This is a genomic window from Kitasatospora sp. NPDC093102, assembly GCF_040683915.1.
Classification (GTDB): Bacteria; Actinomycetota; Actinomycetes; order Streptomycetales; family Streptomycetaceae; genus Kitasatospora.
This window is the reverse complement of sequence record NZ_JBFBFA010000058.1, coordinates 1-16,357: the sequence shown is the minus strand read 5'-3', so window position 1 is coordinate 16,357 and position 16,357 is coordinate 1. Positions and strand designations below refer to the sequence as shown.

Here is a 16,357-nt window from a genome sequence, read left to right as displayed (position 1 = left end):
GCACGGAAGCCGAGGACTCGCACCGCAGGGCAGCGCGCCCCGGCCTCGGTCGAGACGACCTCTTGCCGGTCAACGGCTCACCGACTCCCGGTGGTTCGACCCGCCCCGCTGCCCGGCGAGCGAACGGCCGAGGGCGGATGGCCGGTCCGCGACGGCGCGGACCGCGCCATCGTCGAATTCAGTGTGTTTCCGGCAGTTCGACGAGTGGGAGGACGGCCGACTCAAGAGCGCGCAGGGCTCGGCTGACGGAGTCACGGGTGAGCGAGCTCGTTGTGGAGAGAGTGCCGGGGAACGCGGCGCGTACGGATGTTTCTGTGTCGCCGTCCAGGCTGACCGGGGGAAGCGGTGTGGGGTCGATCTCCATGACCTCACGGGGATCCAACGTCGGCGGGGTCATGCCCGGTTCGGGTGAGGTCGGGAGAGAGACGGCGAGATCGAGGAGGTCGAGTTCGAGGCCGAGGTCCGAACCGGTCGGCGAGGAGTCGGGGAGTGTCGGCGAACCGATGGACGAGGAGTCGGGGACTGTCGGCGAACCGATGGACGAGGAGTCGGGGACTGTCGACGAACCGAGGGGCGAGGCGGGCTCGTCCGCTGAGGGCGCGGTGTGGTCGGCCTCGGCCATGACCGTGTCCCCGTCGTGGAGTTCGCTGACGGGGGCGGCAGTGGTGTCGGGCGCGGTGCCGCTGGGCGGGGTGAGGGTCTCGTGCGGACCACGACCGGGGCTCCCGGGCGTGATGGCCGCCCGCGCGACGGGCGGCGCCGACGGGTCCGGAAGAGAGGAGGGCTGTTTCACGACCCGGATACGTTCTCCTGAAGCCGTCGTCCTCCACGTGACCAAGGGGCGTACCGGTGCACGGGTGACCGCCGGAGCTGTCGCGGGCGTCGGCTGCGGGCTGGGGGCGGGGCTGGACGGCGGAGCGGCGGGAGCTGCCTGAGGACTCGGTTTGGCCGGTGCAGGGGAGACGCGTGCCGCAGGGCGTCGAACAGGGGCCGGCGCCGACGGGTTGGGTGCGGAGGTTTCTGCCGAACGGAGCATCGGCAGGTCCCGCTGGGCGGCGGGGAGGTACAGACCCATTCGGTGTCTCCTGACCGCAAGCCGCATTGCGTACCAAGCGGTGTGCCCGCGGCGGTCGAAACGGGTCGTCCACGCAGCCCGGTACCGGGCCAGCGTCGTCTCGTGAACGGGAGGGAGGAGACTTTCGAGGGCCTTGGGGGCGGAGGGACCATGCAGTGCCCGCGCGGCCAGCCACCCGATCACGGCTTCGATGTCCTCCGGTATCGGCGACCGCCCACCCGGCCACGTATGGGCGTTCCAGTCCTCCAGGGCGGCGCGGGCCACATCCTCCTCTGCGGTGGTCAGCAGGATGGTGTCCAGTGCGCGGCGGACGTCGGGATCGTTCGTGGGCGGGTTCGGCTGCTTGCGCTGGCGCTTGTTCCCCGGTTGTGTCTCAGTGCGGGGCTCGTTCGTGGGCGGGTTCGGCTGCTTGCCCTGGCGCTTGTTCCCCGATCGTGCCTTGGGGCGGGGCTCGGGATCCGGCTGCGGGTTCGGCTGGTGACGTTGGCGCTGTTCCTCCGGTTGTGTCTTAAGGCGGAGCCCGCGACGCGGCGCGGACTTCACGGCGCCGGCTGTGGCGGGCGGCGGCTCGGGCAGCCTCGGGGCGGACTGCGCGGGGGCGGTCGGCTTCAGCTGCGACAAATTCCGGGCCGCCCTCGCCTGCTCCTCCGGGCTCGGCAGATCGGGCAGGCGTGGGGGGATCTCCTGGCCCGCCGGCCGCGAGGCCCGTTGGTGCTGCTCGATGGCGTCCCGCATGGCCTGCCAGGCGGTCAACCCGTCGTTGTTCCGCACGGACCAGGCCTGTCGGTAGGTGCGCTGCGTCTTGGTGGACGACGTGTAGCCGGATTCGCGCGCGCCCAACGTGACGATGTAGTCGGCGGTCTCCCGGATGGTCTCGCCCAGATACGTCGGGTACTGCGAGCGCATGTGCCCCGGGACGCCCTTGTTCCACTCCTGGAGTGCGGCGAGGGCGGCGTCCTGCTCCCCCTGCGTCAGCCCGGGGTGGCCGCCGGCATGGTGACCGGCCCCCGCCGGGGGCCGGTACTCCGGCAGATCGGGCAGGTCCGGCGAGGCCTGCCCGGCGGCGCCCGAGGTCTGCCGGTGCGTCCTGACCGCCTCCTGCACCGCCTGCCAGCCGGTCTGCCCGCGGCTGTTCTCGCGGGACCAGGACTTCCAGTAGCCCTTCAGCGTCTTCTCGGCGAGGGGTCCGTCGGTCCTGACCGCCAGCCCGTCCCTGCGTTGCAGGCGCAACACGTAGTTGGCGGCCTGCTCGACCGCTTCGGGCGTACTGGGGAGGTGCGCCCGCACATCCCTGCGAACGCTCCCGTTCCACTGACGGAGCGCTTCCACGGCGGCCTTCGCCTCGTCCGCCGTGAGCCGGATCGCAGCCGGACCGTGATCGGCCCCGCCGGAGGGCCGGGCCCGCCCCCGGGCCTCCGGCAGGTCCGGCAGCTGCTGCGGCTGCCCCTCCCCGGCGCCCTTCGAGGCCTCCCGGTGCCCGTGGACGGCGTCCCGCACCGCTTCCCAGGCGGTGACCCCGCTATCGTTCCTGACGTTCCACTTCCGCTGGTATTCCTTGAGGGACTTCTGGCGGACGGCATCGTCAGGGCTGGCCAGGGCCTCGCTGTAGTCCTCGGGACGGAGGATCTGGTTCGCGATCTGTTCGATCGCCGGCCCCAGCCTGTCCGGCACCGGCACACGCTCCGGTTGCGGAACACCCTTGTTCCAGCTCTTGAGCGCGCGGAGCGCGACCTCCACCTCGGCGTCGGTCAGTCTGACGAACCCGGCCGGACCGGCAGGGCCGTCGGCGATCACCGGTGTGCCGTCCGAAGGCGGCTCGTCCTCCGGGGAACGCGCCGGAGGACCGGACAGGGCCGTTGCCCGGTCGTGTGCGGCCTGCCATCCCGCGTGAGCCCACTCCGGCTCGTCCAGGGGGAGGGTGTGCCGGACCTCCCCGTCGGCGGTCCGCAGCAGGACCAGACGGCCGTGGTCACCGGCCGTGACCTCGGCGCGCCAGACGAAGTCCGGGGCGGATCCGGCCGGGCCGGGCGGGGCGAGGAACTCCACTCCGAGGAGGTGGAACCGCCCGGGCACGACGTGCAGCGAGCCGTCGGGGGAGAAGGCACCGGTGGTGGTCGCGGGGAGGAGGCGCTCGAAGGTCCGTCGGCTTCCGGTCTCGGTGAACCGGACCGCGCGGCCCTCCTCCCCCGCGACGGCCGGTAGCAGGACGGCGGTGAGGTACTTGTGGGCGAACACCGGCCGGTCGGTCTCCGGCAGGTCGAACGCCACCCCGTCGATCTCGACGCGGTCCGAGCCGGCGAGGACGTGGATCGCGTGGTCGACGGGGATGCGTTGCACGAAGAAGACCCTGGGGGCGTACGCCTCGTCGGCCGTCCGCTGGGTCAGCCGGGCCGTGTGGGCCCACTGCGGCTCGTCGTACGGCAGCTCGTACTCGATCTCGCCGCCGGGACGGCAGAACAGCACCGTGGTCGGCGTCTCCCCGCTCAGCATCACCTCCCAGACCCAGTCGGGGTCTGCGCCGACCTCCGGTGGTGCCTCCGGGGCCGACATCCGCAGACCGAGGACCTCCTCGGCCCCGGGACGGCAGGTGCCGGAGACCTCGGACGGCAGCTCCCAGTGGAAGGAGACGTCGTCGGGCCCGGTGACCCGGACCGTCCGCGGGCCTTCGGCGGGCGGCTGGAGCGCGATCGTCACCTGCTGGTTCCGGAACTTCGCCCGGAGACCGGCCGGTACGGGAATGGCCAGGCCGTCGCACGGAACGTGGTCGGCGGCCGCGTACGTCCTGAACGGGCGGTCGGGAAGGCGCCGGTGGTAGGTCGGCAGGGCCTTCAGCCCGCGGCCGGTGGCGAGCGCGGAGGCGGTGAAGTCGGCGGCGGCCGCGGCGACTTCCGGACTGCCGAGGGCCGCCAGCGAGGCGTCGTAGATCGCGGCGATCTCACGGGCGATCGGGGTCGCCCTGGCGGCGGCCTCGTCGGCCGGGCGGGGGAGCTCGTACTGGGTCATGAGCCGCGTGGCCAGGTCGAGGGCCGGGCTCGGCAGGGTGTCGGAGGTGTCCGGGCCGGCAGGCTCCGGAGCGACGGTGGCCGTCGCGGGCGCGGGCACGGGCACGGGCGCCGTCGTAGGGGCGGGGTCGTCCAGGAGGAGGTCGAGGGTCGGCCGGCGGCCCTCGGCCAGCAGACCGCCGGCGCGTTCGAGCAGGTCGGCGGCGGTCTGCCGCAGGGCGAGCGGGGTGGGCTGCTCACCACGGATCCCCTCGGCGAGCTCGCGGAGGACGTCGAGCGGGGTGGCGGTGGGGGGCAGTGTGAGATCCGGGAGGGTCAGGAGCGCGTGGAGGGAGGTGAGACGGTCGGCGGTGACCCCCAGGTCGAGCTCGGCCAGAGCGGCCGCGTAGTCCCATCCGCGCTCCTGCCACAGATGGGGGCCGTCCCGCTCGGTGAGGCCGTTGAGCGCGTCGGCGGTGCGGATCCGCTCGACGGTCAGCGGGGTGTGCCGGGCGTGGTGGAGCGCCGTCCGGGCGGCGCTCCGCAGCCGGGGCAGCGCGGTCTGCTCCTTGCCGAAGAGATGGCGGGCGACCTCGTCCGGCAGACCCAGGCGGACCCACAGGTTTCCCGAGGACTTGAGCGCGGCGGCGAGGCCGTTGAGGGAGGTGGTCACATCCCCCTCGGTGACGTGTTCCGGGCGGGCGGTGTCCGCACCGCCGACCGCGCTGAAGTCGAGCGTGCGCCGACGCTTGAGGGCCTCCGGACCGCGGTCGGATCTGGACGGGCCGGAGCGGTGCGAGGTGTCCTCGGGCAGCCGAGCGGGCGGCGTGCCGAGGTGGGAGCCGGCCCCGTCCCGTTTGCGCACCGCGGGTGTGACGGCCGGAGGTCTCTCACCGCTGGTGCCGGCCACCGCGGCGGCCTCCGGGTGGCGCAGCTCGGGCAGCCAGCGGAGCGCGGACTTGTTGCGCAGGACGTCCCAGAAACTGGTGCCGTTCGCGCCGGGAGTGGTCCAACTCCGAAGGATCGCGAGGCAGTCGGACTTCGGGACTGTCGCGGACCGCCACCGGCCTGTGCTGAGGCCGGCGAGGATGGCCTCCCAGGCGTCGCCCTCAAGGTGGTCGCCGAGCGACTGCCGCCCCGGATGGTCGGCCGGGAGCTTGTCGAAGGCTTTCTCGACGATCTTGCGGTGCTCCCACCTGGTGGGCTGCGTGCGGTGAACGCCGGGCCAGGCACCCTCGGTGCCGTCGACCGCGTGGCGTGCCTGGTGGTCCGGGCGGGGCGGTGGTGACGGAGTGAGCTCGCCGTGGCTGCTTTGCGTCCGTGGCGTCCGAGGCATCCGTGGCGTCAGGGCGGACGTGGCGACGGTCGCCCGGAACGCGGACGTCCTGGGGCCGGGGCCCTCGGCGCCGGCCTCCTGGGGGACGATCTCGGGCAGCCAGCGGAGCGCGGGGTCGGTGCGCAGGGTGTCCCAGAAGCTCGGCCCCCCGTCGACGGGGCTGGTCCAGGCTTCGAGGATCCTGCGGCAGTGCGGACCGTCGACGGCGTTCGCGAAGACGTCGAAGTCCCAGCTGCCGTTGGCCAGACCGAACAGCACGCCGTGGAAGGCGGTGTGTTCGAGGTCCTGGTGTCCGCTCATCGCGAGGCGGGCGGGGTGATCCTCGGGAAGGCTCCTGAAGTGGTCGGACAGCCGCATCGTGTGGGTCCAGGTCGCCTCCCGGTACGGCAGCTCGTGGCGGCCGGGCCAGGAGTCGTGGGAATGCGTGGTGGCCGGGCCGGCGCCGCCGGGATGCGCGGAGCGGAGGGCGTCGTGGTGTTCCTCGGCGCCGCCGAACCCGCCGACGGCCTGGCGGTTCTCGGATCTCGCGTACGACCGGGCGCCGGCCAGCCACGCCTGTCGTTCGTCCGGGGTGAGGTGGAGCGGAGTGGCTCTGGCCTTTCCCGCGGAGCTGGGAGAGGGGCGCGCGGAGGCGTGATCGGCGTGCCGCTGGTGCCAGTCCTCCAGCGCATGGTGGCCGGCGAGCATCACCCGGTACTGGAAGGTGCGGCTCCGGTCGGGGTCGATGATGGGCAGACGGGCGGCCTGGCCCACCAACCCGGTGTAGGCGCGCTGGTGGCCGTCCGGAAGTTCGTCGAACCAGGCGTGGACATCGGCGTCCTTCGTCCGCCGTACCTCCGCCACCGGGTCGCGGGACGGCATCGACGGTGCGACGGTGGACGGGGCGGCGTCCGGTACGCCGTCGGCGCGGGCCTCGGGAGCCGGGGCCACCCGTGACCGGGTGGGGGGTTCACCCGCCGGCGCCCCGTCAGACGGGGCGGGAGGCGGAGACGTCCGCCGCTGCGGAGCGGAGCCCTCCCACTCCGGAAGCGCGACCGGCGCCGCGTGCTGCGTCACGTGGTGCAGGACGCCGCTGATCCCGCCCGTGAACGTGCCGGCCACCGCCCCGCCCACGAACGCCTCCGGATCCCACGGACCGCCCTGCCACGCCGTCGTGACCACCGTGCCCAGCTCGCCGCCGAGGACGCCGCCCAGGGCGCCGCCGGTCATCCTGCGCAGCAGGGCCGGCACCTGCACCATCTCGCCCAGCCCCCGGCCGACCGGATCGGCCAGTGCGCCGGCCGCGCCGCCGACCGCCGACATCGCCAGCGACAGGAAGTCGAATCCGTGCCGGTACCTGTCCTGTTCGGTCGCCTGGACCAGCGCGTCCTGCCCCACCCCGAAAGCCACCGCGGACCGCAGCGAGACCAGCAGCTCCCAGCAGATGTCACCGATGGAACGCCGGGCCCCACTCACCACGGCCTCGGCCAGCAGCGCCGACAGCCCGCCGGAGACCGCCACCGACCACATCAGCTGCGCCACCATCCACAACGTCATCGCCGCCGTGAGCTGCATCGACCGCTGCGCGTAGTCGACCTGCGCCGCCTGCTCCTCCAGGACTCCCGCACCCTCCCGCAGGGTGTCCGCGCAGCCCTTGGAGGTCTCACCGACCCGTGCGAGTGCCGGGCCCGCCGTCGTACGTGGTCCCTCCGGCATCCCTACGGCGCTCCGAACCAGGCCCGTCGCCCAGGTGTCCACTCCGGCCGCCGTCCGCCGCAACGCCGCAGCACTCGCGAGCAACTGCTCCGGCGCCGCCTTCGGGTACGACTGTCCCGCCATGGCCCCCATCAGCGAGTCCCACCAGACCGGGTCGTCCTTGCCCGAGCCGCCGAACCTGAAGAGCCGGCCCATCACGTCCGCGGCCGAGACGGAGACTGACATCGTGACATCCTTCCTGCTCGCCGAACAGGACGGGGCCGCAGCCACGCGGAGCTCGGATCGTGTTCCCTCCGGGACATATCTCCTGGCAGCAACGAGCGGTCGGGAGCACGCGGTTCACCCGTGGCCGGTGCCGAGGGGACTGCCAGGATTCCGGCTCTTTCCCGTCATCGGCGGTAACGAAGGGTGACGGGCGTTGTCGGCGTGGTGCGCGAGATGTCAACGAGCTTGTGGGTGTGGTGTTTTCGGGGTTGTCGGCGCTGGTCATCGAGGATGTGGCGGACGAGGGCGATCTGATCCGGGTGGCGGCTCGGACCCGGGATGATCCGGTGCCGTGCCCCGTGTGCGGGACGCCGACAGCGCGGGTGCACGGTTTCCACGGGCGGAGGGTCGCGGACGGGGCGGAGCCGGAATCCTGATAGTTCCCGACGGGAGGCTCAGGTGTCCTGGTGGTCGTGGGGGAGGTGTGTGGGTGGGAGGAGGTATCCGTTGTGGTGGTGTGTGGGTTCGGGGGTGTAGAGGGGGGAGCTGATGGGGTCGGTGATGGTGAGGACGGGGTGGCCGTGGGGGTCGAGGGTCAGTCCGGTGGTGAAGGCACTGGTGGGTCCGGTGGGCCCGGTGGGTTCGGGGGTGGTGGCCGTGTCGGTCACCGGTTCGGCGGCGGGTTCGGGTGGGGTGTTGGTGTCGAGTGGGTCGGTTGCGGTGAACCAGGTGCTGGGGGATCCGGGGTCGTCGGAGGGGGTGTCGAGGGTGAGGTTGGAGAAGTCGAACGTGACGGCCCCGGTGGTGTTGGTGTTGGTGTCGGTGGGTGGGGGGTGTTCGTCGGTCTCCATTTCGGGTTCGGGGGTGTAGAGGGGGGAGCCGATGGGGTCGGTGGTGGTGAGGACGGGGTGGCCGTGGGGGTCGAGGGTCAGTCCGGTGGTGAAGGCACTGGTGGGTCCGGTGGGTTCGGTGGGTTCGGGGGTGGTGGCCGTGTCGGTCACCGGTTCGGCGGCGGGTTCGGGTGGGGTGTTGGTGTCGAGTGGGTCGGTTGCGGTGAACCAGATGCTGGGGGATCCGGGGTCGTGGGAGGGGGTGTCGATGGTGAGGCCGGAGAAGTCGAACGTGACGGCCCCGCCGGTGTGGTCGGTCTCGGTGTTGGTGGTTCGGTGGTGGTCCTCGGTTTCGAGTTCCATGGGGGTGGGGCCGGTGGGGGTGGTGGGGCCGGTGGGGCCGGTGGGGGTGGTCGGTTCGGTGTCGTCGTCGAGCAGGTCGAACGGCCAGGTGGTCCACTCGTCGAGGAGTGATTCCCCTGTCCCGTCGCCGTCGCCGTCGCCGGTGGCGTCGGTAGGTGTGGCCACACCTTCCACGTCTTCCACGGTGTCCATGGGGTCGGTGTGGGTGGGGGTGGTGGTCGCGGGTTCCTCGACGCCGGGGGTGTGGGTGTCGGTGGTGGCGCGGCCGTGGTCGTCGTTGTGGAGCCAGGAGTCCCAGTCGATGGTGTCCTCTGCCGTTGCGGCGGTTCCGGCTCCGGTTCCGTCTGTGTCGGTGGTGTGGGTCGGGGGCGGCGGCCCGGCAGGGTTGCCGCTGTCCGTGGTGCGGGTGGCGGCGGCGATGAGTTCCTCGACACTGGGGACCACGCCGTCGGTGTCGACGGCCATGGGGCGGGTGGCGGTTGGGGTGGCCGGGTCGTGGTCGCTGCTTTCGCTTTCGTCGTGGTCCCGGCTGGTGGGCACGTCAGCGGTGGTGAGGTCTACCGTGCCGTTGTCGTGGTGGCCGCTGCTGCGGGGTGCGGGTGTGGTGTCGGCGGTGGGGGGTGTGGTGGGGGTGGTGGTGAAGACCGAGCGGCGGGGGGGCTTGTCGTCTGCCCGGGGTTGGGCCGGGACTCGTTGTCCTGACGGATCGGTCACCGTCCGTGGCCTCAGGATTCTCCGAGGCGCCATGGGACTGGGTGTGGGTGTGGGTGGTGTCGGGTCTGTGGTGGGGGCGGGTGTCTCGCCGTGCTCGGGGGGTGCCGGTGGGGTGGGGGCGGGGGTGGTGCGTGGCGCGGGGGTCGTGGTGGTGAGGTCGGGCAGGCCGGGGACTGTGGCCTGGATGTGCTGCCAGGCGGTGGTGCCGGTGTGGTCCGGGATGGTCCAGGCAGCTTGGTAGCGGTCCAGGTCGCGGTTCGGGACGGTGAGGGAACCCATCCGGGCCTTGCGGGCACGCTCCGGTGACAGCAGGACGCGGTTGGCGAGTTGTTCGACGATCGTGTCCATCGGATCGCGCGGGATCGGAGTCTGGGTCCTTCCCCGGCTGGCTCGCGAGTCGTTCCACTGCTTCAGCGCGTCCAGGGCGCGCCAGCCGTCTCCCGTGGTCAGCCGCACGCCGACCCTCACACCCGCACGGGTGCCCGCACTGTCCGCGGTGCTGGTGTCGTGGCCGGCGGTGTTCCCGGTGCGGCGGGGGTGCTCGCCTTCCGCCTGTGGTTGTGGGTTGCGTGTCACCGCGGGTTGGAGGGCGTGCGCGGGTCGGTCGGTGGTTGGGATCGCGCCCGAAAGGGTCCTGCGGGCCATCCGGCCCTGGGCCGTGGGGTGTGGTGCTGCCGGTTCCGGTTCCTGGTCCGGGAGGGGGGGAGCGTCGGGGTACGGGTTGGGTGGTGCGGTGGTGCGGGCGTGGTCTTCTGCGCGGGCGTCGGCGAGCCATGGTGGTTCGTCGAGAGGGTATTCGGTGCGGTGGGCTCCGTCGGGTCCGGTGAGGACCACGATGCGCGGCTTCCCTTCGGGTTCCTCCACGTCCACGTTCCATGTGAAGGTCTTCGGGTTGGCCGCCTCCGCCGGGGCCGGCGGGGCATTGAACTGGATTCCGTGAGCGGTGAACGGTTTGCCGGCGGTGGCGGTTTTCGGGATCTCGATGGCGTCGTTCAGATCACGTTCGAAGGGGGGGATTGATCCCTTGCCCTCGCGGGTGAAGCGCACTTTCAGGGTGTCGTCGTCGCAGGGTATGACCTTGCCGGTGAGTTCCTGGTGCGCGAAATCGTTCGGCCTGCTCTTCGGCAGTTTGAAGGTCTTGCGGTCGACGGTGACCGTCCTGGCGTCGGCGGTGACGGTGAAGGAGTGGTTGAGGGGGATGCGCAGCCTGTACTCGGTCTGCGTCTGCCCGGCCTCGGTGGCTCTCTCCCGGTGAAGGCGTGCCTGGTGGGCCCAGGACGGTTCGTCGTAGGGCTTGATCACACTGCGGTGCTCCGGGTGGGAGAAGATCGCCATCTTCTGGTAGAGCGGACCCTTCAGCTTCACGGTCCATTTGAAGTTCGGCCCCGCGCCCTCGGGTCTGGCCGGCGCCCGCATGTGGAGGCCGAGGACGGTTGTGTCGCCGGGTTTGCAGGTGCCGCTGGTGGCGTCAGGAAGGTAGTGGTCGAGGGGGTCGCCGCCCAGGGGGGAGGTGAACCGGACCCGCCACTTCCTGTCCACGTACTGCAGGACACCGATCAGGTCCTGTCCGCGGAAACGCCTCCGCTCGGACAGTGGGATGGGGATCGACAGGCCGTGGCAGGAGATCGTGGCACCCGCGGCTCGGACGGTGAAGGGGTGGTCGGGTATCCGGCGGTGGAACCGCGTCACCGCGCCTACCTCCCCACCGGCCGCCGGGCCTACCAGTCCCGCATCCCAGGGCCCGGGTACGACGGGATTCGGTGTGATCGTGTCGGCCGGTCCCGGCGCGCCGGTGTGAGCGGGCGGCACGGTACCCGTCGGGTCCTCCGTGAGGATTTCGGGTCCGGACGCGGTGTCTCTCGTGGTGGTGGTGTCGGGGCCGCTGCCGGTGCGGCGGGTGTGGGCGAGGGTGCGGGCGTGGTCGGCGGCCGCGGCCCGGGCGACCGTAGGGAAGTCGGTCCCTGGGGGGAATGCATCCGCGGCTTCGAGCAGCGTGTTGAGGGCATGGCGGTGGGCACCGGCCACGGCCAGCACATCCGGATCCCTGTCGAGCATCGCACCGGGTGTCGGCCGCCACCCCGTCCGTTCCAGCAGGTCGGCCGCTCGAGCGATCTCCTCACTCTCGAAGCCGTCCTCCGGCCCCCGGCCGGACGACGGTCCCTTCATGACTTCCTCGTCCATGGCCGCCGCCTCGGTGTGGGGGTTCGGGCCTGTCGGGTGCTGGGCCCCGGTCGGCGAGGCCGGTGGGGGCCCGGCACTGTCGTCGTCCAGGTCCATCGGCACGCCGGTTGGTTCGTCGGCCGCCGCCGTGTGGGTGCGGGTGGTGGTCCGGCTGTCCGGCGCGTGATGTTCTGCCTGGTCAGGCTCCGTGTTCGCCGGCTCGCTGTGCCTCTCCCCGGATCCCGGTCGGCCGGTATCCAGGGCCGCCGGGTTCGGTTCGGGGCGGGTTTCGTGGGTCGTCTTTTCGTGGTCGGGGAGGGGGGGAGCGTCGGGGTGGGGGTTGGGTGGTGCGGTGGTGCGGGCGTGGTCTTCTGCGCGGGCGTCGGCGAGCCATGGTGGTTCGTCGAGGGGGAGTTCGGTGCGGTGGGTTCCGTCGGGTCCGGTGAGGACCACGACGCGCGGCTTCCCTTCGGGCTCCTCCACGTCCACGTTCCAGATGAAGGCGGCCGGGTTGGCCGCTTCTGCGGGGACTGGCGGAGTGTTGAACTGGACCCTGTGTACGTTGAGCTTCTTGCCGGGAGTGGCGGTTTTCGGGATCTTGATGTCTTTCAGATCACGTTCGAAGGGATCCTTGCCCTCGCGGGTGAAGCGCACTTTCAGGGTGTCGTCGGTGCATACGACCTTGCCGGTCAGTTCCTGGTGCGCGAAATCGTTCAGCCTGTCGTTCGGCAGATTGAAGGTCTTGCGGTTGACGGTGACGGTGGTGGCGTCGGCGGTGACGGTGAAGGAATGGTTGAGGGGGATGCGCAGCCTGTACTCGGTCTGCGTCTGCCCGGCCTCGGTGGCTTTCTCCCGGTAGAGGCGTGCCTGGTGGGCCCATGACGGTTCGTCGTAGGGCTTGCGCACGCTCCGGTGGTCCGGGTGGGAGAAGACCGCGACCTTCTGGTAGAGCAGACCCTCCAGCTTCACGGTCCATTTGAAGTTCGGCCCCGCGCTCTCGGGTTCGGACGGTGGCCTCATGATGAGGCCGAGGACGGTTGTGTCGCCGGGTTTGCAGGTGCCGCTGGTGGCGGCAGGAAGGTAGTAGTCGAGGGGGTCGCCGCCCAGGGGGGAGGTGAACCGCACCCACCACCTCTTGTCCACGTGCTGCAGGACACCGGTCAGGTCCTGCCCGCCGAAACGCCTCCGCTTGGACGACGGGATGGGGATCGCCAGGCCGTAACAGCCGATCGCGGTGTCCCCGGCGCGGACGGTGAAGGGGTGATCCGGTACCCGGCGGTAGAACCGCGTCACCGCACGCGCCTGCGCGCCGGCCACCGGACCTGCACCTGCGGGCCCGGGCACGACGGGTCCCGCGGCGAGGGCTGCGGTCGGTTCCGGTGCGATCGTGGCGGCCGGTTCCGGTACGCCCGTGGGCGCGGGCGGCTTCGTACCCGACGGGCCCGGCAGGATGGCCTCGGGCCTGGGGGAGGTGTCCGTCGTCGCGGTGGTGGAGGTGTCGGGGCTGCTGCCGGGGTCGCGGGTAGGGGTGTGGGCGAGGTGGCGGGCGTGGTCGGCGGCGCGGGTGATCTCCTCGGCGCCGAAGGCTTCTCCGGTCCTGCCGCCAGGCGGCGGCTCTTTTACGGTCTCGGCCTCCCCGTCCGGGGACATGGCCGTGTCCATGGCCGCCGCCTCGGTGTGGGGGTTCGGGCCTGTCGGGTGCTGGGCCCCGGTCGGCGAGGCCGGTGGGGGCCCGGCACTGTCGTCGTCCAGGTCCATCGGCACGCCGGTTGGTTCGTCGGCCGCCGCCGTGTGGGTGCGGGTGGTGGTCCGGCTGTCCGGCGCGTGATGTTCTGCCTGGTCAGGCTCCGTGCTCGCCGGCTCGCTGTGCCTCTCCCCGGATCCCGGTCGGCCGGTATCCAGGGCCGCCGGGTTCGGTTCGGGGCGGGTTTCGTGGGTCGTCTTTTCGTGGTCGGGGAGGGGGGGAGCGTCGGGGTGGGGGTTGGGTGGTGCGGTGGTGCGGGCGTGGTCTTCTGCGCGGGCGTCGGCGAGCCATGGTGGTTCGTCGAGGGGGAGTTCGGTGCGGTGGGTTCCGTCGGGTCCGGTGAGGACCACGATGCGCGGCTTCCCTTCGGGTTCCTCCACGTCCACGTTCCATGTGAAGGTCTTCGGGTTGGCCGCCTTCGCCGGGGCCGGCGGGGCATCGAACTGGATTCCGTGAGCAGTGAACGATGTGCCGGGGATGGCGGTTTTCGGGATCGGGATCTCGGTGGTGTCCTTCAGAGCGCACAGGAAGGGCTTCTCACCCTTGGGGGTGAACTTCACCTTCCACGTGCGCTTGGGGCCGGGCACGATCTCGCCGGTGAGTTCCTGGTATGCGAGATCGGCCTGCCGGTGGTTCGGCAGTTTGAAGGTCTTGCGGTCGACGGTGACCGTCCTGGCGTCGGCGGTGACGGTGAAGGAGTGATTGCGGGGGATGCCGAGCAGGTACTGGGTCTGTGCCTGCCCGGCCTCGGTGGCTTTCTCCCGGTAGAGGCGTGCCTGGTGGGCCCAGGACGGTTCGTCGAAGGGCTTGCGCACGCTCCGGTGGTCCGGGTGGGAGAAGACCGCGACCTGCTGGTAGCGCAGACCCTCCAGCTTCACGGTCCACTGGAAGTCCGTTCCCGCGCCCCTGGGTCTGGCCGGGGCCGGCATGACGAGGCCGAGGACGGTTTGGGCGTTGGGCCAGCAGGTGCCGCTGGTGGCGGTGGGGAGGTAGTGGTCGAGGGGGTCGCCGCCCAGGGGGGAGGTGAACCGCACCCGCCACCTCTCGTCCACGTACTGCAGGACACCGGTCAGGTCCTGCCCGCCGAAACGCCCCCGCTCGGACAACGGGATGGGGATCGACAGGCCGTGACAGACGATCGTGGCACCCGCGGCTCGGAAGGTGAAGGGGCGGTCGGGGATCTGGCGGTAGAACCGGGTCACCGCACGCGCCTGCGCGCCGGCCACCCGACCTGCACCTGCGGGCCCGGGCACGACGGGTCCCGCGGCGAGAGTGTCGGTCGGCTCGGGTGCACCGGGTTCCGGTGCGATCGTGGCGGCCGGCCGGCCGGCGTGGTCGGCAGCGCCGGCGCGGTCGGGTGATGTGGTGGTGTGTGTGGTGATGGCGTCTCGGGCGGCGGTGTGGATGTCGGTGGGGCGGAAGCGGGCGGGCAGGGCCTGAATGGTGGTGAGGGTGTCGAGGTAGCGCTGGGCGAGGCCGGTGGCGGTGGGGTCCGTTTCCGGGGGGACGCCGTCGGGCAGTGGCCGACCCTGTTCCCGGAGTACCTGGACGGCGACGGTGAGGGCATGGGCCCGGGCCTCGTCGTCGGGGAAGGCGGCGCGCGGGACCCCGGTCGTGCCCCCGGCTGTCGGGCCGTCCCCGTCCGCTGGGCCGTCCCCGTGCATGGGGTGGTCCTCGGTCGGGTCGGGTAGCAGTTCCCGGTTCCTGGCGACCAGGGTTTCGAGGGTTACCGCTCGGCCTTCGCGGTGCATGGTCACGGTGTCGGTGATCAGGCCCCAGCGGTGTGCCGTGCCGGGGTGCTCCCCGCCGATGCCGAGCGCTGTCAGCAGGGTGTCGACCCGACCCCGCACCCCCGCACCCACGCCCGCACCCACATCCGTGGCCGGCGTTGTCCTGCGGGTCGGGTCGCTGTCCGTGCGCGAGTGGTCGAGGGTGAGTCCGGTCAGCCGGTGAAGGGCTTCGAGGTGTTCCGCGTCGGCGGGCAGCAGATGTTCTGCCAGGAATCGCGCGTAGGAGGGTGCGTGTTCGCGCCATGTGGCGGTGGGGTGGGTGTCGAGGAGGATGTTCAGCCCGTGGGCGAGCGCGAGCCGTTCCGTGGTCAGCCCTGTTCGGATGTCCATCTCCCGTGCGGTGGCGGCGGCGCGTCGCAGGTCCGTCACGCTGGTGCCCGCCGGCAGGACGTAGCGGCCGAGCGCGCCGAGCGTTGCGGTCCGCAGCGACCGGACGCCCTCGTGCTTCAACTCCTGGGCCAGGGCCGTCAGGGCAATTTCGACCCACTTGTCCACGACCGGCACCCCCGCACCATCCGTGCCGCCTGGACTGCTTGTGTGGTTGTCGTCGTGGGGCGCCGTCTCGGTCGGGGGTCCGGTGAAGGCCGTTCCCGCGGTGGTGGTGGCGGTCTGGGGTGCGGTGGTGCGGGAGCGTTTGGGTTCGATCCGGGGCTGGGAGGTGGAGCTGGCAGGTGAGCGTTCCGCTCGGCGTTTTCCCTTCAGCACGTTCGGCCCAGGGACGGGGCGGGACGAGGAGCCATCGTCGATGGTGCGCGCGGACGCGGGCCCAGTGCCTGACGCGCCCTCGGCTGCGGCTGCGGCTGTCGTGGTGGCGGGGCGGGAGGAGCCCTCGCCGGCGTTGCGGTTGCGTGTGAGGGCGAAGCGTCGCGAGGGTCGGTCGGCCGGTGTGCCGGCGGGTAGGCCGGGGCGGAGTCGGTCGGCGGCGGTGGCCTGGAGGGAGGCGGCGTGGCGTGCCGCTTCCCGGCTTGTGTCGTCCAGGCGGGGTGTGTTGTCGAGCCGGGCCGCACCGCCCAGGTGGTGGTGGGTGGCGGGGTCGTGGTGGATGGTCGAGTGTGCGGCGTAGGCGGCGCGCAGGTAAGTGGTGGTGGGGGGTTCGTGGGTGTGTGCGAGGGGGGTGGGGGTGTTCTCGTGGGGGTCGACGAGGGGGTCGACGAGGGTGTGCAGGTCCCGGCGGTAGGTCTCGGGTAGGGCGTGCCACCAGACGTGCAGCCTTTCGGCGTCGATGGCCTGGACGTGTTGGACGCGCGGGTCGGCCTGTGCCTTCGCGACCGCCGCGGGCCAGTTCGGTTCGTGACTGCGCCAGTCCGTACGCGCGTACATCGTCCCGCCACGACGGGTGTGGCCGGCCGGCAGCACCGGAGCGGGATCGGCGTGCCCGGCCGCGGCCGTGGTGTCGGCCGCGTGGCCGGGCCCCGATGCAGGTGTGTCCGTCACCGCGTGGTGCCCCGTCACGGTGTCCGCCCGT

The 16,357-nt window shown here is 72.0% G+C and carries 2 protein-coding genes and 1 pseudogene; 1 reads left to right on the top strand and 2 read right to left on the bottom strand.

The features are described 5' to 3' along the window. Positions 1 to 178: 178 nt before the first annotated feature. Positions 179 to 7,312, bottom strand: a complete 7,134-nt coding sequence (locus AB0O11_RS35830; protein ID WP_363395639.1) for a hypothetical protein — start codon at positions 7,310 to 7,312, stop codon at positions 179 to 181. Positions 7,313 to 7,548: 236 nt separating this feature from the next. On the opposite strand from AB0O11_RS35830, the pseudogene AB0O11_RS35825 reads away from it, so the two are divergent. Further along, positions 7,549 to 7,707 (top strand): annotated as a pseudogene (locus AB0O11_RS35825) (ISL3 family transposase); the annotation flags it as partial. Between the two features lie 39 nt (positions 7,708 to 7,746). Here the strand turns inward: AB0O11_RS35825 and AB0O11_RS35820 are convergent. After that, on the bottom strand, positions 7,747 to 16,326 hold the full coding sequence (locus AB0O11_RS35820; protein ID WP_363395636.1) for a hypothetical protein: 8,580 nt from the start codon (positions 16,324 to 16,326) through the stop codon (positions 7,747 to 7,749). Between the last annotated feature and the right edge of the window lie 31 nt (positions 16,327 to 16,357).